Annotated in this window: 23 protein-coding genes; 7 read left to right on the forward strand and 16 right to left on the reverse strand. The window is 34.8% G+C overall.

From position 1 onward, the window contains the following. Positions 1-136 precede the first annotated feature (136 nt). Both H3S74_RS00525 and H3S74_RS00530 read left to right on the forward strand, forming a co-directional pair. Entirely contained in the window at positions 137-1,060 is a 924-nt protein-coding gene (locus H3S74_RS00525) for an L-lactate dehydrogenase (RefSeq protein ID WP_198221869.1), read from the forward strand. A 514-nt stretch (positions 1,061-1,574) separates the two neighbouring features. Then, entirely contained in the window at positions 1,575-2,225 is a 651-nt protein-coding gene (locus H3S74_RS00530) for a hypothetical protein (protein WP_198246952.1), read from the forward strand. A 96-nt stretch (positions 2,226-2,321) separates the two neighbouring features. Here the strand turns inward: H3S74_RS00530 and H3S74_RS00535 are convergent, their stop codons facing one another. The 6 genes from H3S74_RS00535 to ilvG form a co-directional block, all read right to left on the reverse strand. Beyond that, complete coding sequence (locus H3S74_RS00535; protein WP_198246953.1) at positions 2,322-2,831, reverse strand: CbrC family protein; 510 nt, start codon at positions 2,829-2,831, stop codon at positions 2,322-2,324. Between the two features lie 184 nt (positions 2,832-3,015). Further along, the gene (ilvA, locus tag H3S74_RS00540; protein ID WP_258334371.1) at positions 3,016-4,554 is read right to left on the reverse strand and encodes a threonine ammonia-lyase, biosynthetic; all 1,539 of its coding nucleotides are present in this window, start codon (positions 4,552-4,554) and stop codon (positions 3,016-3,018) included. Between the two features lies 1 nt (position 4,555). Next, complete coding sequence (ilvD, locus tag H3S74_RS00545; RefSeq protein ID WP_198246954.1) at positions 4,556-6,406, reverse strand: dihydroxy-acid dehydratase; 1,851 nt, start codon at positions 6,404-6,406, stop codon at positions 4,556-4,558. A gap of 123 nt (positions 6,407-6,529) precedes the next feature. Continuing rightward, positions 6,530-7,459 carry a branched-chain amino acid transaminase gene (locus H3S74_RS00550; protein WP_110448305.1) on the reverse strand — a complete coding sequence of 310 codons (930 nt, stop codon included), beginning with the start codon at positions 7,457-7,459 and terminating at the stop codon, positions 6,530-6,532. A gap of 157 nt (positions 7,460-7,616) precedes the next feature. Next, positions 7,617-7,847 carry an acetolactate synthase 2 small subunit gene (gene ilvM / locus H3S74_RS00555; protein WP_110448304.1) on the reverse strand — a complete coding sequence of 77 codons (231 nt, stop codon included), beginning with the start codon at positions 7,845-7,847 and terminating at the stop codon, positions 7,617-7,619. 3 nt (positions 7,848-7,850) lie between these two features. After that, complete coding sequence (ilvG, locus tag H3S74_RS00560; protein WP_198246955.1) at positions 7,851-9,527, reverse strand: acetolactate synthase 2 catalytic subunit; 1,677 nt, start codon at positions 9,525-9,527, stop codon at positions 7,851-7,853. A gap of 491 nt (positions 9,528-10,018) precedes the next feature. On the opposite strand from ilvG, the gene H3S74_RS00565 reads away from it, so the two are divergent. The 4 genes from H3S74_RS00565 to H3S74_RS00580 all read left to right on the forward strand — a co-directional run bounded on the left by H3S74_RS00565 (position 10,019) and on the right by H3S74_RS00580 (position 12,924). Then, positions 10,019-10,456, forward strand: coding sequence for a hypothetical protein (locus tag H3S74_RS00565; RefSeq protein WP_110448302.1), 438 nt, complete (start codon positions 10,019-10,021; stop codon positions 10,454-10,456). Positions 10,457-10,762: 306 nt separating this feature from the next. Further along, positions 10,763-10,963: a hypothetical protein gene (locus H3S74_RS00570; protein ID WP_198199165.1), complete on the forward strand. Its 201-nt coding sequence runs from the start codon at positions 10,763-10,765 to the stop codon at positions 10,961-10,963. Positions 10,964-11,375: 412 nt separating this feature from the next. Beyond that, positions 11,376-12,263, forward strand: a complete 888-nt coding sequence (locus H3S74_RS00575) for an SDR family oxidoreductase (protein ID WP_198199166.1) — start codon at positions 11,376-11,378, stop codon at positions 12,261-12,263. A 181-nt stretch (positions 12,264-12,444) separates the two neighbouring features. Beyond that, positions 12,445-12,924, forward strand: a complete 480-nt coding sequence (locus tag H3S74_RS00580) for a hypothetical protein (RefSeq protein WP_110448300.1) — start codon at positions 12,445-12,447, stop codon at positions 12,922-12,924. Between the two features lie 62 nt (positions 12,925-12,986). Here H3S74_RS00580 and H3S74_RS00585 read toward each other — a convergent pair whose 3' ends face one another. From H3S74_RS00585 to H3S74_RS00610, 6 genes are all read right to left on the reverse strand, one after another. Continuing rightward, positions 12,987-14,228, reverse strand: coding sequence for an MFS transporter (locus H3S74_RS00585; protein WP_110448299.1), 1,242 nt, complete (start codon positions 14,226-14,228; stop codon positions 12,987-12,989). 289 nt (positions 14,229-14,517) lie between these two features. Further along, on the reverse strand, positions 14,518-15,630 hold the full coding sequence (locus H3S74_RS00590; protein ID WP_198246956.1) for a cupin domain-containing protein: 1,113 nt from the start codon (positions 15,628-15,630) through the stop codon (positions 14,518-14,520). Further along, positions 15,623-16,405 (reverse strand): YchF/TatD family DNA exonuclease, encoded by a 783-nt coding sequence (locus H3S74_RS00595; RefSeq protein WP_198221859.1) that lies wholly within the window; start codon positions 16,403-16,405, stop codon positions 15,623-15,625. The genes H3S74_RS00590 and H3S74_RS00595 overlap by 8 nt, the downstream gene beginning before the upstream one ends. Before the next feature lie 11 nt (positions 16,406-16,416). Further along, on the reverse strand, positions 16,417-17,595 hold the full coding sequence (lapB, locus tag H3S74_RS00600; RefSeq protein WP_198221857.1) for a lipopolysaccharide assembly protein LapB: 1,179 nt from the start codon (positions 17,593-17,595) through the stop codon (positions 16,417-16,419). An 11-nt stretch (positions 17,596-17,606) separates the two neighbouring features. Further along, positions 17,607-17,912: a LapA family protein gene (locus H3S74_RS00605; RefSeq protein WP_198199171.1), complete on the reverse strand. Its 306-nt coding sequence runs from the start codon at positions 17,910-17,912 to the stop codon at positions 17,607-17,609. 77 nt (positions 17,913-17,989) lie between these two features. Further along, positions 17,990-18,709, reverse strand: a complete 720-nt coding sequence (locus H3S74_RS00610; protein WP_198199172.1) for a phosphatase PAP2 family protein — start codon at positions 18,707-18,709, stop codon at positions 17,990-17,992. Between the two features lie 101 nt (positions 18,710-18,810). Here H3S74_RS00610 and ribA point away from each other — a divergent pair, with 101 nt between their 5' ends. Next, positions 18,811-19,416 (forward strand): GTP cyclohydrolase II, encoded by a 606-nt coding sequence (ribA, locus tag H3S74_RS00615; protein ID WP_198246957.1) that lies wholly within the window; start codon positions 18,811-18,813, stop codon positions 19,414-19,416. A gap of 127 nt (positions 19,417-19,543) precedes the next feature. Here ribA and H3S74_RS00620 read toward each other — a convergent pair whose 3' ends face one another. The 4 genes from H3S74_RS00620 to zipA all read right to left on the reverse strand — a co-directional run bounded on the left by H3S74_RS00620 (position 19,544) and on the right by zipA (position 23,502). Then, positions 19,544-19,732, reverse strand: coding sequence for a 2-hydroxymuconate tautomerase (locus H3S74_RS00620; RefSeq protein WP_034901609.1), 189 nt, complete (start codon positions 19,730-19,732; stop codon positions 19,544-19,546). Between the two features lie 9 nt (positions 19,733-19,741). Further along, positions 19,742-20,257 carry an S-ribosylhomocysteine lyase gene (luxS, locus tag H3S74_RS00625; RefSeq protein WP_198246958.1) on the reverse strand — a complete coding sequence of 172 codons (516 nt, stop codon included), beginning with the start codon at positions 20,255-20,257 and terminating at the stop codon, positions 19,742-19,744. A 69-nt stretch (positions 20,258-20,326) separates the two neighbouring features. Beyond that, positions 20,327-22,399 carry an NAD-dependent DNA ligase LigA gene (gene ligA / locus H3S74_RS00630; protein ID WP_198246959.1) on the reverse strand — a complete coding sequence of 691 codons (2,073 nt, stop codon included), beginning with the start codon at positions 22,397-22,399 and terminating at the stop codon, positions 20,327-20,329. 176 nt (positions 22,400-22,575) lie between these two features. Beyond that, complete coding sequence (gene zipA, locus H3S74_RS00635) at positions 22,576-23,502, reverse strand: cell division protein ZipA (protein ID WP_370547453.1); 927 nt, start codon at positions 23,500-23,502, stop codon at positions 22,576-22,578. Between the last annotated feature and the right edge of the window lie 320 nt (positions 23,503-23,822).

The following is a 23,822-nucleotide window of genomic DNA, read 5'->3' on the forward strand; positions in this document are numbered from 1 at the left end:
ATAATTATTATTAAAAACGATTTATATCAACTATTTGCTGCTCCTTGCTTATTAATGGTAAAGGTATATGATAGTGAAGTAATCAACGATATTTATACAACTTAAAAATCAGTAATTTAAAAAGGTGGATTTAAATATGAAACTGCGTAAAGTAATGGTTATTGGTGTAGGTAATGTTGGTTCAACTACCGCTTATACATTGGTCAATCGTGGCTTTTGTGAAGAAATTGCACTGGTTGATCTTAATAAGGATTTAGCTTACGGTCATGGGCAAGATCTATTAGACGCCGCAGCATATCGACAAAATATGATTAAAGTCAGTTTGCGTGAATCGACGGACTGTGCCGATATTGATATTGCAGTAATTACAGTTACCTCCGGATTAGCGCAAAAAAGCAGGGCTGAAGAACTTGTAGGTACGTCTAAAATTATGGCTAATCTTATTCCTAGTATGATGAAAAGTGGCTTTAAAGGGATATTTTTAATTGCTACTAATCCGTGTGATGCGATTACTTATCAAGTGTGGAAGTTATCTGGTTTACCTCGTCATAGAGTTATTGGTACTGGTGTTTGGCTTGATACCGTGCGTTTACGACGACTATTAGGAGAACAGATGGATATTGGTCCACAAAGTATTGATGCATTTATTGTTGGCGAGCATGGTGATTCCCAATTTCCAGTTTGGTCACACTCATCGGTTTATGGTATCAATCTCAACGATTTAGAAAGTAAAAACATCGATTTTAATGATATTGGGCTAAAAGCAAAAAACAAAGGCTTTGAAATAGCCAAATATAAGCATTGTACTGAATATGGTATAGCTAGTACTATTGCAGAGATCTGCCAACATATTTTTACCAATAGTCACCGAGCATTAGCTCTTAGTTGTGTATTAGATGGTGAGTATGGTTATAAAGATTTGGCAATAGGCGTACCGGCAATTTTAGATCAACATGGTATTAAAAAAGTTATTGAACTTAATTTTAATGACAACGAAAAAAAATTATTCACTAATAGTGTCAATATAGTGAAAGGATATATTGATCATATTAGTTTCTAATTGTTAAAAAATTTGATTATAGGGGCGTTTTCAGACTTATTATCAGCTATTGATTACGCCCAATGTTATCTCAATACAAATTATCTAATTAAGATCACAAATGAAATATTCAATATATGATTTAGATTTTTTATCGTTGTTAAGGCAATTGATGTTTTCCATTTAAAATTTCATAATCTCTATTGGATTGATCAATCGTCTTCGCTAGATCCTTAGTAGATAATCTTTATTGTTATATTCTAATATTTATTATTTCAATGGGATTAACTGAAGTTAGTGGATAATTTTGAATGGTATATTTTTCAGTTAATAATATTATTTTTATAACTATCATATAATTAAAAACTATTTACACAATTGCTACTATACAAAGTGGTTATTTGCCGATTTGATTGGAATCATTATTATGTAATATATCGTTATATATCTTAGTTATAATCTTAACTTTAATTATTACTAATTAAATCTAATTCAATAACCTTAATGAGATTGTTTTAATAAAAGGAAGTAATACATGAAAAAAGTACTTATGTCTTTAATGTCAGTGGTGTTATTAACTGGCTGTAAAGTTGAATTGGCTCCAACCGTAAATTTAAGCGACATAAATAGTGATACAGCGAAAACTATTTCATCAAAATTAATTGTAGAAGTGACAGCATGTGCTGATTATAAAGATTCTCGTAATGAATCATCTAGCTTAATCCAAGCTAAAAAGGGGATAACAGAAGTATTTGGTGATGCCAAATATATTGAATGTTATAGAGAAAAAATGGATTCAAAAGCGTTATTTGAAATTCCTATCACTGTTGGTGGTAAAGAGTTAACTGGTGATATCCAATTGGCTAATGCTGATTTTGGTGGAGGTCTGGTGGTAAAAATGTCACCAAACTTAAAAACTAAAATTGACAAAGTCAGTAAGTCAGGAATGTCTAAAATACAGCCATCAGTAACAATAACACTTAAAAATGATACTAGCGAAAATGTTGATATTGTTGCTCATGCATCATATCTAAATGGTAAGCCAATGACTGTATCGACTTACACACTGTTAGCTGGAAAAGAAAACACTTTTAAATTATCTGATGTTTCTGTGTCATCTGCATTTGATAATGGTGTATCAATTATTTATGAAGATTTAAGCAATAGAATGAAATTAGAAAAATAAGAACCTAACTAAATAATAAAACCCTCGCATGAGGGTTTTTTATTCTATAAATGCTAATTAAATCAGTTTACCAAATTCATCTATTAATAAATAATATTAATTTAAATCAATATGTAATCGCTTTTTTGAACAATGAAGACATTCAAATAAATATCCAGCCATATTCCCATCTTTGGATAAATTGGCTTTAACAAAATCTGCAGAAAGTTCCTGTTGTTCTATATCTTCAATAAGCTCATCCCAAAAAGGTAATATCTCTTTTGCACCAACATAAGCTAAAAAAGCACATGGTTCATTACAATGTGATAGCCATACTTGTTGTTGCCAAGATATATAACTTGGTGTTCTATATAACACTTCATCAAGTTTATCCTTAGGTATAACTTCGACGCCAATATAATCATTGAATGAACCAGCAAATTTTTCCGCTGCTAGGCCATTAGCTATGCACCATGGGCAAATATATTCTGGTTCTTCTTCACTATAAAAATCTGCTGAATATTTAAGATGGCGTAATTGATTACAGACCGAACACTCCCCCTCTTCATGAATAAATATATCAAGTTCGTAGGCATTAGGATGATATTTAAAGGTTGGGCGACACATAATTAATTTCCTATACTAAATGACTTAGTGCATATCACATAATAATCGAAAGATAATTATTGGCAAAAAAATGTGAGGAACGGCGTTTTTGAGTCTATTTAATTGCCAAAAATTATCATTATTAATTTATAAATTATGTTATTTATTAGGCAAAACAGCCCCTAATTTATTAGGGGCTGTTGAATTATTCATTGGTTAAGAATAATTTAAGTGATGGATTTTCAGTTTCATTATTAAAACCATAATCCAACTCGGTTAAATGTTTGGCAAAGGTTGTATGGCTGGCTTTATCAATTTCAAAAGCAGCTAGTACTCGGCCATAATCGGTACCGTGACTACGATAATGGAACATTGATATATTCCAATTAGTACCTAGCGTTTGTAAAAACTTAAGCAATGCACCTTGTGATTCAGGAAACTCAAAACTGTAAACTTGTTCGTTAAGAGGTTGGCATGGTTTACCACCAATCATATAACGAACATGTAGTTTGGCCATTTCGTCATCAGTGAGATCGACAACTTGATAACCAGCTGCGCTGAGTTCTTGCATGATTTCGTCTTTTTCATTGCTTCTAGCAATTTTAACGCCAACAAAAACGCAAGCCGATTTATCGTCATGATAGCGGTAGTTGAATTCTGTGACTGCTCGTCCACCTAATAATTGGCAAAATTTTAAAAAGCTACCCTTTTGTTCAGGTATAGTTACCGCTAAGAGTACTTCACGTTTTTCACCTAATTCACAACGTTCAGATACATATCGTAGATTATGGAAGTTTAAGTTAGCGCCAGATAAAATATGGGCTAAATTTTCACTACAGATGTTATTTTGTTCGACATACTTTTTTAGACCAGCTAATGCTACTGCACCCGATGGTTCTGCAATGGCCCGCACGTCGTCAAATAGATCTTTAACTGCCGCACAGATTTCATCGCTATCAACAGTAATGATATCGTCAATATATTGCTGACAGAGTCTAAATGTTTCATCACCAATTCGTTTAACTGCAACACCTTCAGCAAATAAACCAACCCGATCAAGATCGACTGGATGTCCTGCCACTAAAGCCGCTTTCAAGCAGGCAGCATCTTCAGGTTCAACCGCAATCACTTTGATTGATGGCATGATTTGCTTAATTAATACGGCAATACCAGCAGCGAGTCCACCACCACCGACGGGCACAAAAATGCGGTCAAGCTTGGCATTTTGTTGTAGCAGTTCCATAGCTATACTGCCTTGACCTGCGATAACTAGTGGATGATCAAAAGGTGGAATAAATATCCGATTTTGTTGCTTAGCCAGTTCCATTGCTTTGGCTTTAGCTTCGTCAAAATTGGCTCCATAGAGTAGTACTTCACCACCAAAGCCTTTTACGGCTTCGACTTTGATATCAGCCGTATTTAATGGCATGACAATTAACGATTTAATCCCTAATTTAGTTGCTGAAAATGCAACGCCTTGGGCATGATTACCGGCTGATGCGGCAACTACGCCACATTTACGTTCTTCGGGGGTTAAGCTGGCTATCATGGCTTGAGCGCCACGAATTTTGAAACTGTGGACTAATTGACGATCTTCCCGTTTAACAAAAATTTGATTTTTTAAACGAGTGGATATTTTTTCCATATGTTCCAGTGGCGTCACTTGGGCGACATCATACACGGCACTGCATAGTGTAGCTTTTAAATAATCAGCGCCGGTTAGTTTGTTAGCTTGTTGATTCACATTAACCACCTAATTTGCTTTTATCACGTACCGCACCTTTGTCTGCACTAGTTGCTAAGCTAGCATAAGCTTTTAGTGCATATGAGACATAACGGTCACGATTATGAGGAGTAAAGGCTTTATCACCACGAGCAAGTTCTGCGAAACGGCGACGTTCTAATTCATCTTTTGGTACGATGAGTTCTAATGTACGATTTGGGATGTCGATATCGATAATATCGCCGTCACGAACAAGACCAATCACCCCACCATTAGCGGCTTCAGGTGAAATGTGACCAATAGATAATCCAGATGAACCACCAGAAAAACGACCATCAGTGATTAATGCACAGGCTTTACCAAGCCCCATTGATTTTAAGTAACTTGTCGGATAAAGCATTTCTTGCATACCTGGCCCACCTTTTGGTCCTTCGTAGACAATTACTACCACATCGCCTGCTTCTACTTTGCCACCTAAAATTGCATCAACGGCATCTTCTTGACTTTCATAAACTTTGGCTGGACCACGGAAGACTAGGTTTTCGGCAGCAACACTAGCGGTTTTTACAATAGCGCCATCTTGGGCGACGTTACCATAAAGGGTTGCTAATCCACCATCTTGACTATAAGCATGTGCCTTATCACGAATACAGCCATTTTCACGATCATCATCTAAGCTATCCCAATAACAATCTTGAGAGAAGGCCTTGGTGGTGCGAATGCCTGCTGGACCACTGCGATACATTTTTTTAACGGCTTCGTCAGTTGTTTGCGTAATATCATATTTGGCAAAGGTTTCTTGTAAACTTAAACCAAGTACGTTATGTACGTTACGGTTTAGTAATCCTGCTTTGTCCAATTCAGACATGATAGAGACCACACCACCAGCACGGTGGACATCTTCCATATGATAAATTGCGGTACTTGGTGCAACTTTACATAAATGAGGAACTTTACGTGATAATCTGTCAATGTCTGACATGGTAAAGTCTATTTCACCTTCTTGCGCTGTGGCAAGTAAATGTAATACGGTATTTGTTGAGCCACCCATGGCGATATCAAGTGACATAGCATTTTCATAAGCAGCTTTAGTTGCAATTGATCGAGGTAAATAAGCTACATCATCATGTTCGTAATACTGTTTGGTTATTTCAACAATGCGCTTAGCCGCATTTAAGAAAAGTTGTTCACGCTGTTTGTGGGTGGCAACCAGTGAGCCATTACCCGGTAAAGAGAGACCTAATGCTTCGGTTAAACAGTTCATTGAGTTAGCAGTAAACATTCCAGAGCATGATCCACAAGTCGGGCAGGCTGATTGTTCAATAGCCTCGCTGTCGGCATCGCTAACATTTGGGTTAGCACTTTGGATCATAGCATCAACTAAGTCGAGTTTGATGATTTGATCTGACAGTTTAGTTTTACCGGCTTCCATTGGACCGCCAGAGACGAACACAGTTGGAATGTTTAAACGCAGTGATGCCATTAACATCCCTGGGGTAATTTTGTCACAGTTTGAGATACAGATCATAGCATCAGCACAGTGTGCATTAACCATATATTCAACTGAATCGGCAATGAGTTCTCGAGATGGTAAGGAATAAAGCATACCACCATGGCCCATAGCGATACCATCATCAACAGCAATAGTGTTAAACTCTTTGGCAATACCACCACAAGCTTCAATTTCTTTTGCCACTAGTTGACCAATATCTTTTAAGTGGACATGGCCAGGTACGAATTGTGTGAATGAATTAACCACTGCAATGATGGGTTTACCAAAGTCTTCATTTTTTACGCCTGTTGCACGCCATAAGGCGCGGGCGCCTGCCATGTTGCGACCTTCAACTGAGGTTGCTGAACGATATTTAGGCATTTGTTGCTCCCAATTTTTCCTAATGCAAGTGACCGATTTCTATCGGTACATTTTTGAGTTCTTAATAAATAGTAAAATGATGACACCGCCGAATTAATCTTAATCGGCGGCTCTTATTAATGCTTATTTAATTAGATCTAACCAACCATATTTATCTTCAGTTTTGCCATTGAATAATCCGAAGAATGTCTGTTGGATTTGTTTAGTGATTGGGCCACAACGACCAATACCAACTTGAATACGGTCAACACTTCGTACTGGTGTGATTTCGGCTGCAGTACCGGTCATAAACACTTCGTCAGCAAGATAAAGTGATTCACGAGACAGAGTCTGTTCACGTACTTCAATGCCTAGATCACGAGCAAGGGTAATGATCGCATCACGAGTGATTCCTGGAAGTGCAGATGATGATAGTAATGGGGTAAATAATATACCGTCTTTAACGATGAATAGGTTTTCACCTGAACCTTCCGAAAGCTGACCGTTTACGTCTAATGCAATCCCTTCTTGGAAGCCATTAGCACGAGCTTCAGATCCGATAAGTAGTGATGATAAGTAGTTACCACCAGCTTTTGCTGCTGCTGGAATGGTATTTGGAGCAAAACGGTTCCATGATGATACCATTGCATCGATACCTTGTTCTAAGGCGTCTTCACCAAGGTAGGCTCCCCATGGGAATGCGGCAATCATAACATCTGTTTGATAACCTGCTGGTGGAATAACCCCCATACCAACATCGCCAATAAATGCTAATGGACGAATGTATGCGCTTTTTAAGTTGTTTTTCTTAATTACTTGACGTGTTGCTTCCATGATCTCTTCAAGTGAATAAGGAACAGGAAAACGATAAATTTTAGCTGAATTTAATAGGCGCTGCGCATGCTCTTTATGACGAAAAATTGCTGGCCCCTTGTTAGTTTCATAACAACGGACACCTTCAAATACTGAAGTACCATAATGCAGAGCATGTGACATTACGTGAATTTTCGCATCTGCCCATGGAACCATTTCGCCATTGAACCAAATATAATCAGATTTTGCTGTAGTACCCATTTTTTGTTTTCCTCTTAAATTTACTTTTGTTAAGCATGTATACTGCTTTTATTCATTTAATGGTAAGCATTATACATCACTTTTTTGTTTGTTTAACTGCTAAAAAAATTACTTTTTTTTATTTAACTTATTGTTTCACTAAGGTTTATTTTATACTTTATTCTATCTCTATAACATCTTCCAATTTGCTAATTTGGCTTTGTAATGATGATAGTGATCGTTCCGTAGTTAATGTTAGATTTAAGATAAATAAATGATTATCAATTGATTGCATTTGCATCTGTTGTATATGTCCGCCACGGTGGCGAACAACGCGTAAAATGCGTTCAAGAGAACCCAATTTATCATTGGCTTTTATAGTAAATTGATGTGTTGCTATTTGATTCATCACTTACTCCTTATTACTTTTATCTAACATATTTTCATTTGCTGCCCCTGGTGGTACTAGTGGCCATACATTTTCTAGTTCATCAATACATACATGCAGTAAGTAAGCTCCAGATGAATTAAATAGATTGTCAAGCGCTGATTCGATTTCCGACTTTTTACTGATCATTTGTCCCGGAATATCAAATGCTTTAGCTAACATTAGAAAATTAGGGTTGTCCGATAAATTGGTTTCGCTATATCTTTCATTAAAAAACAGCTCTTGCCATTGTCTCACCATACCTAAACGTTGATTATCAATTAGTACAATTTTTACTGGCAATTTTTTACGTTTTATTGTGGTTAATTCTTGTACGTTCATCATAAAAGAACCATCACCAGATACACAAATCACCATATCTTCAGGTCTGGACAGTTGTGCACCTATAGCTGCGGGTAGACCAAAGCCCATTGTTCCTAATCCACTAGAAGTAATAAAGTTTTGTGGATGATTAAAACTCATATGTTGCGCTGTCCACATTTGGTGTTGACCAACATCAGTGGTAATTACGCTGTTGACTGGCCTTCTTTCCGAAATACGTTTTAATAATGCTGGCGCATAAATTGCTTCACCTGGATGATCATAGCGAGTAGGGTGCTGCGCCTTCAATTGTTTAATTTTCTCGTGCCAATCTTTAATAGAGACAGTTTGATGAAGCATTGGTAAAACATGTTTGATATCACCTTGCAATCCTAAATGGCTTTGGCGTAATTTATTGATTTCAGACTGATCAATATCAATATGAATGACTTTAGCATGTTTAGCAAATTCATTGAGTTTGCCTGTTACTCGATCGTCAAATCTAACGCCTAAAGCAATCAATAAATCACACTCTTGTACCGCTAAATTAGCTGCTTTGGCGCCATGCATACCAATTAATCCTAAGTAATAAGGATTGTTAAGATCAGCAACACCGAGTCCTTTTAATGTCGATACACTAGGTATTTGCGTTAAGTTCATAAATTCACGCATTTCAGCAATTGCATTTGATAGTCCAACGCCACCACCAATATAAAGCATTGGTTTTTCGGCTTGGCCAATCATTTGTTTAGCAAGGGCTATCTCGTCAGATGAGATTGGATATAATTGAGCATTATCAGAAGGGGTTTTTATGGTTGTCGGTGTTAAATAGGTTTGGTAATCATGTTCGGCAAGCTGGATATCTTTTGGGATGTCAATTAATATTGGTCCCGGCCTACCCGAATTGGCTAAATTGAAGGCCTCTTGTAAGGTATTTGGCAACTGGGTGGCATCATTAATTAAATAGCTATGTTTGGTGCAAGCTAAGGATAAGCCTAAAACATCAACTTCTTGAAAGGCATCAGTACCAATTAATGTGGTTGGAACTTGTCCTGTAATGGCTATAACAGGTACTGAATCAATTAATGCATCAGCAAGGCCAGTAATAATATTGGTCGCGCCAGGGCCTGATGTTGCAATACAAACTCCAATTTTTCCGGTGGCGCGAGCATAACCAATGGCTGCTATTGCGGCACCTTGTTCATGACGACATAATACGTGTTCAATTCCACCATCATAAAGTGCATCGTATAGAGGCATAATTTGACCACCAGGATATCCAAAAACGGTGGTAATGCCTTTTTCTTTTAAGGTTCTTACTATCCACTGTGTTCCTAACATTTATTCCTCACTTGTTACTTTTGCTCATTTATTGTTAATGTCAAAATTTTTCATAAAAAAAACCCCGCTTTTTGGGGCGGGGGTTTTTGAAATATGGTAACCATATATTTAACTCAAAAGACGCCCCCGCGTTGGAATAATGACCACGCTGACAATAATGTTAATGAGGACGACGATGAGTGAAAAAATCATAATGCTTTTGTAATTCTTTTGTCATTTTCGAAAGATGTTTAATCAAAATACTCGTTTTAAAAAAAAGTGCAACAATTTTTTATGCTTTTTTCAAAAGCAGCTTTAATTAATTTGTTTATTGTTTGAAAAAAGTTTGAGGAAAGGGGTTTTTTAGACTTAAAAAAAGATTATTTTCGGTTTTAATTTGGCTTTTTATGGCTGGTTAGTGTATAAATATTAATCATTGATCTTAAAAGTAAGCTAGCTGTTTTAACCTAGTATTGTTAATTATTATTTATTACTCATTAAGAGATGTTTATATGAAAATACTTAGATTGGTTGCATTTTTGCTAGTGAGTTTTTTAGTGTTTGGTTGTAAAAAAGCAAAAGACAATACCGTGGATAACGTTAATGATGAATCACTTGTTGCGGTACAAAATGCAATGATTGAACCCATCAAGAAAGCTTTACCCATTGTGATTGATGAGTTAACGACTTTGATTGGTATCGATAAAGATAAAGATCATAACATCATTAATTACCAATATGAGGTTAAAAATACCTCTGAACATACGTTATTATTGCCAAGTACACTTGATACTATCCGTCAAACTTTGTTTAAGGCTTATTGTGAAAATAATGAAGAAATGCAACAGTTAAAAACAGCATTTCCTGATGGCGCAAACTATCATTATTTTATTGATAATAAAGAGATTGTCGTGGTTGAATTAACCCCGGTAGATTGTCATGTTAAATAATTATCTGTAATTGATAAAATGATCATTCTTCAAAGAAGGTATAAGAAATAGGCTAGCTAAGGATTATGGATGAAGACAATTATTTATTTTATTGTGTTGGTTATGCTCCAATTTGGTTGTGATAATTCACCGATAGGTAATAAGAAAATTGATAGACTTGTGTAAAATGTTGGAGCTGAAAAGACCGAGAAGCGATTATAACTGATCGATCAAGCTAATTATGCAAAATACAATGCGTTAAAAAATAATAAACCTTATGGTTTAGATGATGATAAAGCTGCTGCCATCAGTATAATTAAGGAAATATTGTCTATTACTATTGATGTTCATACGATCTTATTTGATGTTACAGCTGAAAATAATATTATTGTTTATCATTATAAAATTAAAGGGATAGCTAGAAAGTTTTTAATGTCGCCAAAAAATAAACAGCAAATTCGTCAGGGAATGGTTGAAAGTTATTGCAAAGAGATTCCCCAAATGAAAAGGGTGAAAAAAATATTTTAATCAAGGTGCGAAATTTATCTATTATATTGAAGGGAAAAGTGTGTTAACTATAGTCGTGATTGCTTGCTCAACTAATAAATAGCGATTATTAAGCAGGCGTTGCTAGCTTAATGTTTATTTATTTGTTACACTATTTTTGCTGTTCAATTTATAATCAGTCATGGTTTTAGCATAAATCTATTCTGTCCTCGCTAGGCCATTCAAGGAAGTCACTGTTACTTTATTCTCAAATTTTGGTTATTAATGATTAATATTTTTACAGTGTTTTATCGGTTAATATAATTAATTGAATTAATTAAATATTTTAAAGATATAAAATAAATCTAGCAATAGGAATTTGTGATTATTAATTGATTTCATTTAAGTTATATTGAATTTGTCTACAAATACATGTCTAACTTAGGAGAAAATTATGAGCAAGCAAACCTATAATCCGATAACTAAATATCATCATGACAAGTTTCCTAAACAAAAGCAAACTCCTCCCGGCTTACAATATGAAATGAATCCAGTGCCTGATTGTGGTGAAAAAAGTTATCAAGGTCATCAACGGTTAGAAGGTCGAAAAATGTTGGTTACTGGTGGGGATTCAGGGATTGGTCGTGCAGCAGCTATTGCTTATGCAAAAGAAGGTGCTGATGTGGCAATCAACTATTTGCCAGCTGAACAAAAAGATGCTGAAGATGTTGCTAAAGTTATCGAATCTGTAGGGCGTAAAGTAGTGTTGATTCCTGGGGATTTAAGTGATGAGGGATTTTGTAAAAAATTAGTTGATGAAGCGCATAAAAAATTAGGTGGGCTTGATAATCTAACCTTAGTGGCTGGTAAACAAACAGCCGTTGAAGATATTATGCATCTCTCTACTGAACAGATTAAAAAAACCTTTGAAATTAATGTTTTTTCACTCTTTTGGCTAACTAAAGCTGCATTGGAGTATTTAAAACCAGGGGCAACGATTATTACCACTTCTTCAGTTCAGGCTTATCAACCAAGTGCTAATTTATTGGACTATGCTGCAACTAAAACTGCAATTATAGCTTTTACTCGAGGTTTAGCTGCACAATTAGGTGGTAAAGGTATCCGTGTCAACTGTGTAGCTCCTGGTCCAGTTTGGACGCCATTACAAATCTGTGGTGGTCAACCAAGCGAAGTAATACCTGAATTTGGTAAACAGACGCCATTAAAACGTGCTGGTCAGCCTGTTGAACTTGCTGGCGTTTATGTTCATCTTGCATCAGAAGAATCAAGCTATACCACCGCGGAAGTATATGGTGTAACTGGCGGTATGCATATTAATTAATTTTCAATAATTATAATATTTTAAAGGGCTGTATTAGCCCTTTTTTTATATTGTATATGAACGATTTTTTCTTTCTTTTTCAATATGAAAAGTTGTATATTTTTTTATAGTTATAATTTACAATTTAATAGTCTTTTTAATCTGATTAAATCATTAATTAATTTTATAATAAGGAATTTATATGAAAGGTTTAAAATATTCGGCATTTGTCCTAATGGCTGCCGCTCTATTCGGTTGTGATGATTCAAAATCTAAACCAGCAGATAACAGTGCCAATAGTGAGCCAGCCAAAACTGCACCAGCTTCTAATGATGCGGAGGCAGCCAAGACAGATCTAAGTAAAGCTCAAGACAATTATATAAGTGAAGCTAAAGGTTTCTTACCAACAAAAGTGAATTCAAATTCAAGCCTAGTTGATCTTTATAAAGAAAATAATTCAATTAACTATAAATATGTAATGGATATATCTAAAGATGAGTTAGATATTGACCAAAGTAAAAAAATTACCGCTGATGCATTAAAAACTCTTTATTGTTCAGATAATAGTGAAATGAAAGCTTTTAAAAATGCTTTCCCTGATGGTGCGATTCATAATTATTATATTAAAGATGAAGTGGTATTTAGTATTCACTTAAAACCTTCTGATTGTGATGCAAAATAGTTAAAAATAACTATTACTTTTATTAGTAAAACAGGGCTATTTAGCCCTGTTTTTTTATGTAATTATTCTAATGCTTTGCCTTTGGTTTCAGGGATCAAGAAGATAAAGGCTATTGCTGATAATAAGTAAGCTCCAGAAAGTAATGCTAATGCATAACTGATAGAGTAAACAGTTGCTAAATAGGCAATAAGTACTTGCGAGACACCCGCAATACCACGACCCACGTTAAAGATAATATTTTCAGCACTAGAACGGGCATCAGTAGTGTAATGTTCAGCCAGTAAAGCCCCATATCCACCCATCATACCATTAACAAAAAAGCCAATTACTGAACCAAATAGAATTAAAACTAACATATCAGTTTGGTGAAAATAAAACCATATTGAAATAGCTGATATAAGTAAGAATATTATATAAGATGGGCGACGACCAAATTTATCACACAACCAGCCGAAAATTAAGATCCCTAATGACATACCAATCGTGGTTGATATGGTCCAAAACATCGTGTTTTTGAACGGTAGTTTTAATTCAGTCGCAATCATGTTTGGCATCCAAACCATAAGCCCATAAAAACCAAAGTTTTGTACTGCACAAGCAATAGTTAAGCCAATAGTAGTAGCTGTTATTCTAGGGGATTTAAATAGTTTACCGATAGCAATTTTATTTTTGTTTTGGTCTTTTAAGTTTTGCCAAATTTCAGGCTCTTTTAATCCTTTACGTGTCCATGCAACAAATAGTGCTGGTAATACACCCATAGCAAATGCCCAACGCCAGCCATGCACTTCACCAATAAAATTAACTGTTAAAGCGGCAAGAATTATACCCACTTGAAAGCCTAATGCCACAATCGATGTTGCTCTGGAACGTTTATGTTTAGGCCAGCTTTCTGATACCAATGTCATGCCGATACCAAATTCACCACCTAGACCAAGGCCACTAACAAAGCGAAAAATTAAAAAGCTTTCGTAATTTGGTGAAATAGCACAAAGGCCTGTAAATAATGAAAAGATTAAGATTGTCCATGAAAATACTCTAACACGGCCAAATTTATCAGCAAGCACGCCGAAAAGAATTCCACCTAATACAGCTCCTAATAATGTTACTGAAGTTAATGTACCTAGATCGGGTTTAGTTAGGTTAAAAGTGGTTGCAATTAGACTAAAACAAACACCTAAAATCATCATATCTAAACCATCTAATGCATATCCTACCGTTGATGCAAATAAAGTACGTTTTTGATAAGGAGTTGTTTGTGCGCTTTCACTCTCAGCTTGGTTGGTCATGTTTGCGTTAATATTCATGTTTACCTCAAGTCAATAAAAAGATAGTGGTTCAATATAAGCGTTATTTTGTTTAAATAATCATTAAACGAAGGGGCTCAAAAGCGGGGGCAAGTATATACTTAAAAATGGTAAAAAGCTAAATGAAAATCCAAAAATATCAGCTTTTATTTTATTTATTGTTGTTTTGGCAAAATTATCTGTTTAATATTGAAAAATATCTAATTTTTTAGACAAATTGGCCGATAATTTTGCCATTTTACGGATATTAGCCGATAGCTTAGTAACCGATATTGTTAAGATGAAAATTTTACTCTTCGGCAAAATACCAATAGCCAAGATTAACAAATTTTAACATGACTTCTAAGGTTATATCGTCTTGTATTTGCTCATAGCAAAGTACTTCAGTTTCACATAACAAATTGATTGTTGTCATTGGTAAAGGTATTTTTTTGCCGTTGATATAGGCGGTATCACCGATTTTTAAGATACGGATACTAGGAACTCGGTAGAGTTCAGCTCCAGCTTTGAGAATTGCTTCGAATTCATCTAAATCATAAGCAGGTTCAATAGGAATGATGTTTAGTTCATGCATAGACATTGTGATATGTTTACCAAACCAATCATTAAATAAAGCAGGATTTTTTATTAAATCAATCATTTGACTTTGAAGCTTTTCAATTTCATATGGTTGAATTAAATAAGGATCTTTTGGTAATTTTAACTCTGGATCTTGATAAAAAATACCATTAGGCAAATTATCGATAATATAATCGGCAAATCCACTGAGTAAGTCTTGTGATGTTTGGGTTCTAAATCCTACTGAGTAACTAAGTGATTCGCCAATCGATACTCCATTGTGTGGAAAACCAATTGGTATATATAAAATATCTCCAGCAGTGATTTCTTCATCAATAATAGGTTGATAATCTTCAACATGTAATAAAGCTTTATGAGCACTAAACTGTTTATAGTTAGGATTGCGATCACCGACTTGCCAACGGCGGCGGCCTTTACCTTGAATGATAAAGACATCATAATTATCAATATGAGGGCCAACACCAGCACCTTGGGTTGCATAAGATATCATTAGGTCTTCAAATTGCCATTGTGGAATGCATTTAAATGGTTCGACTAAACTGGCTGCTTGCTCATGCCAATGATCGACAGCTTGGACAAGCAGGCTCCAATGATCTTCACCTAAGTCACTATAATCGATAAATGGCCCATATTTTGCGTCCCATTCCCCATTTTTGTTGGTAACAATTCGACTTTCGATTTCTTCTTCCATGGCAAGACCAGCTAGTTCTTCAGGAGAAATTGGGTCGATAAAATTACTAAAAGCATTACGTAAAATAACTGGTTTTTTTTGCCAATAATTAGTTAAAAAGTCATCCCAATTGATTGTTAATTTATTACTCATTAATTACTCCTTGTAAATTGAATAATTGACAAAAGTTTGTTGTAGTTTGTTGTGCAATAGTGTCAAGAGTTACGCCTTTTAGTGCGGCTAAATAGTTAGCTACCTCTCTAACATAAGCGGGCTGATTTTCTTTTCCCCGATAGGGAACAGGTGCTAAATAAGGGGAATCAGTTTCAATCAACATACGATCTAATGGCACAAATCTTGCTACTTCTCGAAGAGATTCGGCATTTTTAAAGGTGATAATTCCTGAAAATGAAATATAAAAACCAATATCTAATAAAGCTTTAGCTGTATCAATATCTTCAGTAAAACAATGTAAAACCCCCGAGTAAACTTGCTCTTCTTTTAATATTTTTAGGGTATCTTGTTTAGCGTTACGGGTGTGGACAATTATTGGTTTTTTTAATTGCTTACCTAAATGAATGTGTTGTATAAAATTGTATTGCTGTAGTTCAAGATTATCTTGTTGATAGTAATAATCAAGACCTGTTTCGCCAAGAGCGATAACATTGTCTTCTTGAGCGAGGCGGGCAAAACGCTCGGCATCGTAAGGTTCATCATCTAAATTGAGAGGGTGAATACCGCATGAAAACGAGCACTGTTTTTTATAGGGCATTAGCATTGCTTTCATCGATTCATAACCCGACAACGTTGTTGCAACACTTAGACAATGTTTCACATCATTGTGTAGTGCTTCTTGCAAAACGCTATCAAGCGTTTTATTAGTATAGTCCAAACTGTCTAAATGACAGTGCGAATCAATTAGAAACATATTAAGCTCTTTTAATTATTTGAATGATGTTCGAAATCACGAACAGGTTTTATGGTTGACCATGAGCGACAACTTGGGCACAACCAATAGAGAGTATTAACGGTAAATCCACATTTTTGACACCGGTAATTAGGAACTGATTTTATTTGTTCGCCTACCATATTTCGAAGTAGTAGTAGACTTTCTTTAGCCTTTCCTTGTTCAGCATCTGCCACATGGTAATCCATTAAACGGTAGAATCCTTTAAGATTTGGGTGTTTTAATAGTTCACGATAAAGGTAATATTGGGCGGCATCTAATCCGTTGTTCTTTTCAACAATATCGGCAAGCATTAGTTCGGCTACATTACCAGTGTCCTGTTTGACACAAATTTCTAAAAACTGTTTTAATAGTTGTGGCTGATTTATTTTTTCATAACATGCTTTTAATAGTGGCAATGCTTCGCCAATAAAAGCCTTGTCTTGGTTTATTATTTGTTGAAAAGATTCAATTGCTTGTTCGGTTTTGTCTTGGACCATGAATACTCGTCCAAGCATTAATGACGTGCGAGCACAGTTAGCATCGGCTGTAGCAGATTTCTTTAATAGGTTGTATGCTTGATCTAAATCATCATTAGTTATAGCGAGTGCGGCTAGTTCACAATAAAATTGGGCGATTTCGATTTTATATTTTTCATTGCCAAGTTTCACTAGTCTAGATGCGGTATTTATTGCATTTATCCACTCACTTGTAGATTGATAAATAATAAGTAATTGTTGTAGAGCATGTTGCTGGAAGTCTTCTTCATCAACTAATTGTAAAAACATCTCTTCAGCACGATCATAAAGGCCTGCAACCATGTAGTCTCGGCCGAGTTGCTGAATTGCCAATAATCGTTGATCGAATGATAATGATGAACTTTCCATTAATGCTTGATGAATACGTATTGCTCGATCAACTTCGCCTCTCGAACGGAACAAGTTTCCTAATGTTAGATGCGCTTCGAGAGTACCTTCATCCTCTTTAAGTAGATCAAGGAAGATGTCAACCGCTTTATCTTTTTGATTAGACAAAAGAAAATTTAGACCATCTACGTATTCTCGAGATAATCGATTCGATTGATTTAAATATTTTTGTTTGGCATTCCTGTCACCCATATACCAGCCATAGGCAGCGGCTATTGGCAGTAACAGAAATAACAATTCAAACATAATTACCTATTTTAATTGGTATTGGTTAAATTCATTTTTTGATGATTTGATATGTCTTCATCATATTTTTTTTGCAATTTATTTAATTTACGTTTAGTCGATGAATGTTGGAATTTAGATTTTAAGAAATATATTCCAGTTAATATCCAACCAACTAAAAAACCTGAGCCAAATAATATTGCCAATAATACTGATAATCTGACTTCAGTTTTAGCAATTAAATAGTTAAAAGTCACTATTTGATTATTAGCCGAACCTATTGTTATCGAAATGGCGAAAATAAGAATTATCAATAAAATTGATATTACTAATTTCATAATGCTAACCTTATTATTTTATTAAAAATATTGATTTAATCTAATTCTTTTCTTTAAAACTATTCTTTTTCCTAGTGTTATTCCATTACTATATGCCATTTTTTAACATAAAAACAGCAGATAAGTGAAATTAACCAAGCAAGCAATATCCCTAATATTAAATCATAAGCAGAATGCATGCCTAGTAATAGCCGACTCGTTTCAATGAGCAATGACCAAATAGTAATGATTGATACAATAAAAAAATGTCGTTTAAAACTTAGTAGTGTTATGGCTAATAAAGCCCAAGTTACTGCAAATAAGGTGTGCCCAGAAGGAAAAGCATAACCTGTTTCATTCTGCCAATGATTAGATAGCCATCTAGGAATAATAGTTGAATTGGCTAACAATTTTTCAATATTAGCTTTACGTTCTGCTCTTGCTTGTGAATAAAATTGCTGTTGATTAAGATTAAACTCTTTATCTAACCATATCACATAAGGTCTGGCTTCAGCAGTTTGTTGTTTGATAATGCTTTTAATAATTTGACCACCTAACATAGCACTGACTAAAACTAGCCATAATAGTAATAATGTTTTTTTATTTTTATTAACTAGTTTTAGGTAAAAGAGTAAAAAAAACAGTCCAGATGTTATTATTGCCCACGGAAAACTAGCAGTTTCAGTTACCCAAAATAAATATTTAGATGTATTATTTATTGACGTTGGTTGCCACTGCCAATTTACGGTTATAACAGATAAAGGTATAATCAGAAATAAGATCAATGGCACTATTGTTTTTTTTATTACTAACCCCATTTAAAACTCAATTAAGCATAAAAATTTATTTATTTTAACATGGAAATACGATTTATTTTTAAAAAATCTTAATCATGTTGTGACGAAACTTGGAGATAATAATGCAATTAAAACATGTTGCACAAGCTAAACTACCAACCCCTTGGGGATGTTTTACTATTGTTGGTTTTGAAGAAATTGCAACAGGTAAGGATCATGTCGCGTTAGTGTTTGGTGACATTAATGATCATTCATCCATATTAACACGTGTTCATTCAGAATGTTTGACGGGCGATGCATTATTTAGTTTACGTTGTGATTGTGGTTTTCAATTAGAAGCTGCATTGAAGCAGATAGCTAAAGAGGGTAAAGGTGTCTTAATTTATCATCGTCAAGAAGGGCGTAATATCGGTTTGCTAAATAAAATTAGGGCTTATGCGCTTCAAGATCAGGGGTTAGATACGGTTGAAGCAAATGAGCAATTAGGTTTCGCTGCTGATGAGCGTGATTTTACTTTGTGTGCTGATATGCTAAGGTTATTAAATGTTTCTCAAGTTAGATTATTAACGAATAATCCAGAAAAGATAAAAGTTCTTGAGCAAGCAGGTATTAATGTTACTGAAAGAGTACCTTTGGAAGTAGGCGAAAACCCGAGCAACGAGCATTATTTAGCGACTAAAGCTAATAAATTAGGGCATTTATTACATTTACACCACTATAATCATTAACTCTTTAAAAGGTGAGTTTTAAGGAGTTATCGTTTTTTTGATTTAGTTATTATTATTCTTTAATCGTTTAACCTCAAAATCTATCAGCGGTTTTGAGGTTAATTTTTATCTGTTAATAAAAAATTTATTAATCTTTGTCACATCTTAGTACGCCACCATTAGCAATTTGATCTTTTGAGACTTCATGCATAATAATTTGTACCGCTTCAGGTTTACAGTTAAGCGTTTCAACAATGGCATCAGTTACCCGTTTTGCCATTTCACGTTTTTGTTCAATGGTACGACCTTCTAAAAAATCAATCACTACATTTGGCATAAATATTTCCTAATTATTAATGGAGGCTAGTTGTTCATCGGTTAATGCGATGTATTGATTATGGCATATTCCAATTCCAGTTTGGATAATTTTTTCAGCAATCGCTTTGGCTTCATCTAAAGAATGCATGGTATAGGTTCCGCATTGATATTCATTCAATTCAGGAATTTCTGATTGAGATTTTACATTCATAACATCATGCATAGCTTGCAACCAAGCATTAACAACTGAAGACTCTTCTGGTTTGCCAATTAAACTCATATAAAAACCAGTTCGGCAACCCATTGGTGAGATATCAATGATTTCAACTTTATCACTGTTTAAATGGTCACGCATAAAGCCTGCAAATAAATGCTCTAAGGTATGAATACCTTTTTCAGGTAATAGTGCTTTATTAGGAATGGTAAAGCGAAGATCAAATACCGTAATATCATCGCCTTTTGGGGTTACCATGGTTTTGGCTATTCGTACAAAAGGCGCTTTCATTTTGGTATGGTCAACTTTAAAACTGTCTAATAAAGGCATAATTTTCTCCTTGAATTTGGGATTAAGCCATTTTGCTTGATTAGCTTAATATACCCCACTATTTTATATTCATTGATTTAATAAGTTTATCAATTCTTGTTCATCAATCACTTTTATTCCAAGTTCTTGAGCTTTGGTTAATTTTGAACCAGCTGCTTCTCCAGCAATTACAAAGTCGGTTTTTTTGGAAACACTACCTGTTACTTTAGCACCAAGTTGTTTTAATTTAGCTTTTGCTTCGTCACGTGTTAATTTTGATAAAGTTCCTGTTAACACGACGGTTTTGTCAGAAAATGGTGAGTCAGTTGTTAGCAGTTGTATTTCAACATCTGGCCAGTGTATACCAATTTCCTCACTAATTAACTGATCAATTACTGTGCGGTTATGAGGTTCTTGAAAGAAGTCGATAATACTTTCTGCAATAACAGCGCCAATATCATTTACCGATTGTAATTGTTCCAAAGATGCATTTTCAATTGCGGTTAAATTTCCTAATTGATTAACTAAATTTTCCGCAGTGACTTCACCAACATTCGGAATACCAAGCGCAAAAATAAATCGATTCAAACTTGTATTTTTAGATTTATCTAATGCGCCCAATAAATTATTGGCTAGTTTTTCGCCAACTTTATCTAATGAACATAAAATTGGCACTGTAAGTTTATAAAGATCTGCTGGTGTTTTGACATATTCTTTATCAACTAATTGTTCAATTATTTTATCGCCCAAACCTTCGACATTCATCGCTCGACGAGAAACAAAATGTTTTAAAGCTTCTTTGCGTTGTGCTTGACAAATTAATCCCCCTGCGCAACGAGATATCGCTTGCCCTTCATCACGGACAATGATTGAACCACAAATCGGGCAGTGAGTTGGAAAAATAATTTCTTTAGTATCAGCGGGTCTTCGATCTTTAATTACTGTGACAATTTGTGGAATAACATCGCCAGCTCGACGAACGGTGACATAATCACCCTCACGAATACCTAACCGGATGATTTCATCGCTGTTATGCAGTGTGGCATTGCTGACAATTACCCCGGCAACTGATACTGGCTCTAATCTGGCTACTGGCGTTATCGCTCCAGTACGCCCGACTTGAAAGTCAACTTTATTTAACTTTGTTACTTCTTCTTGTGCTGGAAATTTGAATGCAGTAGCCCAACGAGGCGCACGAGCAACGAAGCCAAGTTGTTCTTGTTCTGTAATGCTATTGACTTTGATTACAACACCATCGATATCAAAGTCTAATGACATTCTTTGATCACCAATTTGCTTAAAATAATCTAGTGCTTCTTGTGCACCATGGCGAATTTGAACTTTGTCACTTACTGGTAGGCCCCAAGCTTTAAATTGCATTAGTCTTGCATAGTGAGTATTGGGTAAATCTGCTCCTTCATTAATACCAACGCCATAACAGAAAAAAGTAAGTGGTCTTTTAGCCGTGATTTTAGGATCTAACTGTCTCAATGAACCGGCAGCAGCATTACGAGGGTTAGCAAATATTTTTTCGTTACGTTTTTCAGCTTCTGCATTTAATTTAGCAAAACCTTTATGCGTCATAAAAACTTCACCTCGAACTTCTAGGCGAGACGGAATATTCTCACCCTGCAATACGAGTGGAATAGTTTTTATTGTTCGAACGTTGGCTGTAATATCTTCACCAGTCGTTCCATCTCCTCGTGTAGCAGCTTGAATTAATTGGCCATTTTCATATAACAGACTTACCGCCAATCCATCAAGTTTTAACTCGCAACAGTATTCAACGGCTTGCTCTTCATCAAGCTCTAAGCGATCTTTTATTCTTTTATTAAAAGCGATAAAACTCGATTCATCAAAAACATTATCCAATGATAACATAGGTAATTGATGTCTGATCGACGAAAACTGTGATAATGGTGCTCCTCCAACACGTTGGGTTGGTGAGTCAGGGGTAATAAGTTCAGGATGAGTCAGCTCCAGATTTTGCAGTTGTTTAATTAATTTATCATATTCCACATCGGGTATTTCGGGAGCATCTAACACATAATAACAGTATTCATGATGTCTTATCAGATCACGTAAAGTCGAGATCTGTGTTATTACATCTTGGTTAGAGCTAGATGGCGCTACTGAATGTTCAGTTATATTTGATTGTGGCATGATTTTAAACTCTTAATTTATCAAGAAGGTTTTTAAGCTTATTACTAAAATAGTATTTAACTGTATTTAGAACAACAGATTTTACTAAATATAGTCAATTATCTAATATAAGTCAGACTATTCCACTAATTTTTTAGTGGAATAGTAGCAAAAATGAGGAATTTTAAATAGCTAGCTTAAATTTCATTACAAGCTTTTTTTATGCGTTCTTTATAACTATCGATTTTTTGAGGTGTCATCATATGATGTTCATCATCCAAAACGACACCATTAACATCATCGGCGATACGTTGTGCTGTTTGTAGCATTAATTTGAAATTTTGTTGATTGTTTCCATGGGTTGGTGCAACCATAAAAATTGATACACCTGGTGTTGTAAATTCGTGCATAGTTTCGGGATCTAGATGCCCCGGACTAATCATATTTGCTAAACTAAATAATATCGGCCCATTACCTGCTGGGTCAACATGGCGATGAAAAATACGCATATCACCAAATTGAAATCCTGATTGCATGATGCTAGCTAATAGCATATCACCTTGTAATTCCTTGCCATTTAAGCCAGTAACATTTAATACAATAATTTCAGTTTTGCTTTCTTCACTATCGTCTATCGTTAGTTTGTCTTGTTTTTCGAGTTTTTCTTCAGGTTGAGGAGCATCTGTTTTTATATCCTCGTTAGCTTTGGTTGTTTTTTCGATTTTAGAAGTTTCTTTCATTGGCTCATCAGTAAAGATATCCTGTTGAACATCGTGAGTCGACTCATTAGAAACCTTAGTTTCGATTTTTGGTTGTTGTTCGTCATCATCTGAAAATAGATCAACTTGAAGGGGTAGTTGTTCTTCTTCTACTACTAGTGCTTTATTAATAGAAATATTAGCATCGTCCTGATTTGTTTTGCTTTTTGGCGTGAGTAAAATCACATCATCTTCATCATTATAGATGTCTTCATATTGCTGAGTATTTGTTGTGAATTTATCTTTTTTGCCTAACTTAAATAAAGAAGAACGTTCTTTCTTATTGATCCAAAGCCCATGAATTAATAATGCAATGATGACCAAGGATGCCACTACAATTAGAACAGTACGTAAATTATCCATAATACCCACTCAGAATTAAATTAAATATAGATTCAAATTATTCAATAATATAATTGAAAAAAAAGGATTAAAAAATACCACAACGAAATTTTTTTACTTTTTACATTTAAGTTAAATCCATACTCACTTATTACAGCGCAAAAAAACTATTATTCTATATTACTTTATTTCTAGCAATAATCATAATTATCAATAGAATTTTTTTATTAATTTGCTTTTAAGGCTTATAAGTCAGATAATTTTTAGAACTCTGTGCTATTAAGGCGTTAAGACTCTTACAATCTATGCATATTTTTTGTAAAATCTCCGATCACTTTTGAATA

Source organism: Gilliamella sp. W8126 (assembly GCF_016102185.1).
Classification (GTDB): Bacteria; Pseudomonadota; Gammaproteobacteria; order Enterobacterales; family Orbaceae; genus Gilliamella; species Gilliamella apis_A.

What these genes read in the sequence shown, in the direction of transcription:
- H3S74_RS00525 (WP_198221869.1), top strand. Translation starts at nt 137, where the DNA reads ATGAAACTGCGTAAAGTAATGGTTATTGGTGTAGGTAATGTTGGTTCA.
- H3S74_RS00530 (WP_198246952.1), top strand. Translation starts at nt 1,575, where the DNA reads ATGAAAAAAGTACTTATGTCTTTAATGTCAGTGGTGTTATTAACTGGC.
- H3S74_RS00535 (WP_198246953.1), bottom strand. Translation starts at nt 2,831, where the DNA reads ATGTGTCGCCCAACCTTTAAATATCATCCTAATGCCTACGAACTTGAT.
- ilvD (WP_198246954.1), bottom strand. Translation starts at nt 6,406, where the DNA reads ATGCCTAAATATCGTTCAGCAACCTCAGTTGAAGGTCGCAACATGGCA.
- H3S74_RS00550 (WP_110448305.1), bottom strand. Translation starts at nt 7,459, where the DNA reads ATGGGTACTACAGCAAAATCTGATTATATTTGGTTCAATGGCGAAATG.
- ilvM (WP_110448304.1), bottom strand. Translation starts at nt 7,847, where the DNA reads ATGAATCAAATAGCAACACATCAATTTACTATAAAAGCCAATGATAAA.
- ilvG (WP_198246955.1), bottom strand. Translation starts at nt 9,527, where the DNA reads ATGTTAGGAACACAGTGGATAGTAAGAACCTTAAAAGAAAAAGGCATT.
- H3S74_RS00565 (WP_110448302.1), top strand. Translation starts at nt 10,019, where the DNA reads ATGAAAATACTTAGATTGGTTGCATTTTTGCTAGTGAGTTTTTTAGTG.
- H3S74_RS00575 (WP_198199166.1), top strand. Translation starts at nt 11,376, where the DNA reads ATGAGCAAGCAAACCTATAATCCGATAACTAAATATCATCATGACAAG.
- H3S74_RS00580 (WP_110448300.1), top strand. Translation starts at nt 12,445, where the DNA reads ATGAAAGGTTTAAAATATTCGGCATTTGTCCTAATGGCTGCCGCTCTA.
- H3S74_RS00585 (WP_110448299.1), bottom strand. Translation starts at nt 14,228, where the DNA reads ATGAATATTAACGCAAACATGACCAACCAAGCTGAGAGTGAAAGCGCA.
- H3S74_RS00590 (WP_198246956.1), bottom strand. Translation starts at nt 15,630, where the DNA reads ATGAGTAATAAATTAACAATCAATTGGGATGACTTTTTAACTAATTAT.
- H3S74_RS00595 (WP_198221859.1), bottom strand. Translation starts at nt 16,405, where the DNA reads ATGTTTCTAATTGATTCGCACTGTCATTTAGACAGTTTGGACTATACT.
- lapB (WP_198221857.1), bottom strand. Translation starts at nt 17,595, where the DNA reads ATGTTTGAATTGTTATTTCTGTTACTGCCAATAGCCGCTGCCTATGGC.
- H3S74_RS00605 (WP_198199171.1), bottom strand. Translation starts at nt 17,912, where the DNA reads ATGAAATTAGTAATATCAATTTTATTGATAATTCTTATTTTCGCCATT.
- H3S74_RS00610 (WP_198199172.1), bottom strand. Translation starts at nt 18,709, where the DNA reads ATGGGGTTAGTAATAAAAAAAACAATAGTGCCATTGATCTTATTTCTG.
- ribA (WP_198246957.1), top strand. Translation starts at nt 18,811, where the DNA reads ATGCAATTAAAACATGTTGCACAAGCTAAACTACCAACCCCTTGGGGA.
- H3S74_RS00620 (WP_034901609.1), bottom strand. Translation starts at nt 19,732, where the DNA reads ATGCCAAATGTAGTGATTGATTTTTTAGAAGGTCGTACCATTGAACAA.
- luxS (WP_198246958.1), bottom strand. Translation starts at nt 20,257, where the DNA reads ATGCCTTTATTAGACAGTTTTAAAGTTGACCATACCAAAATGAAAGCG.
- ligA (WP_198246959.1), bottom strand. Translation starts at nt 22,399, where the DNA reads ATGCCACAATCAAATATAACTGAACATTCAGTAGCGCCATCTAGCTCT.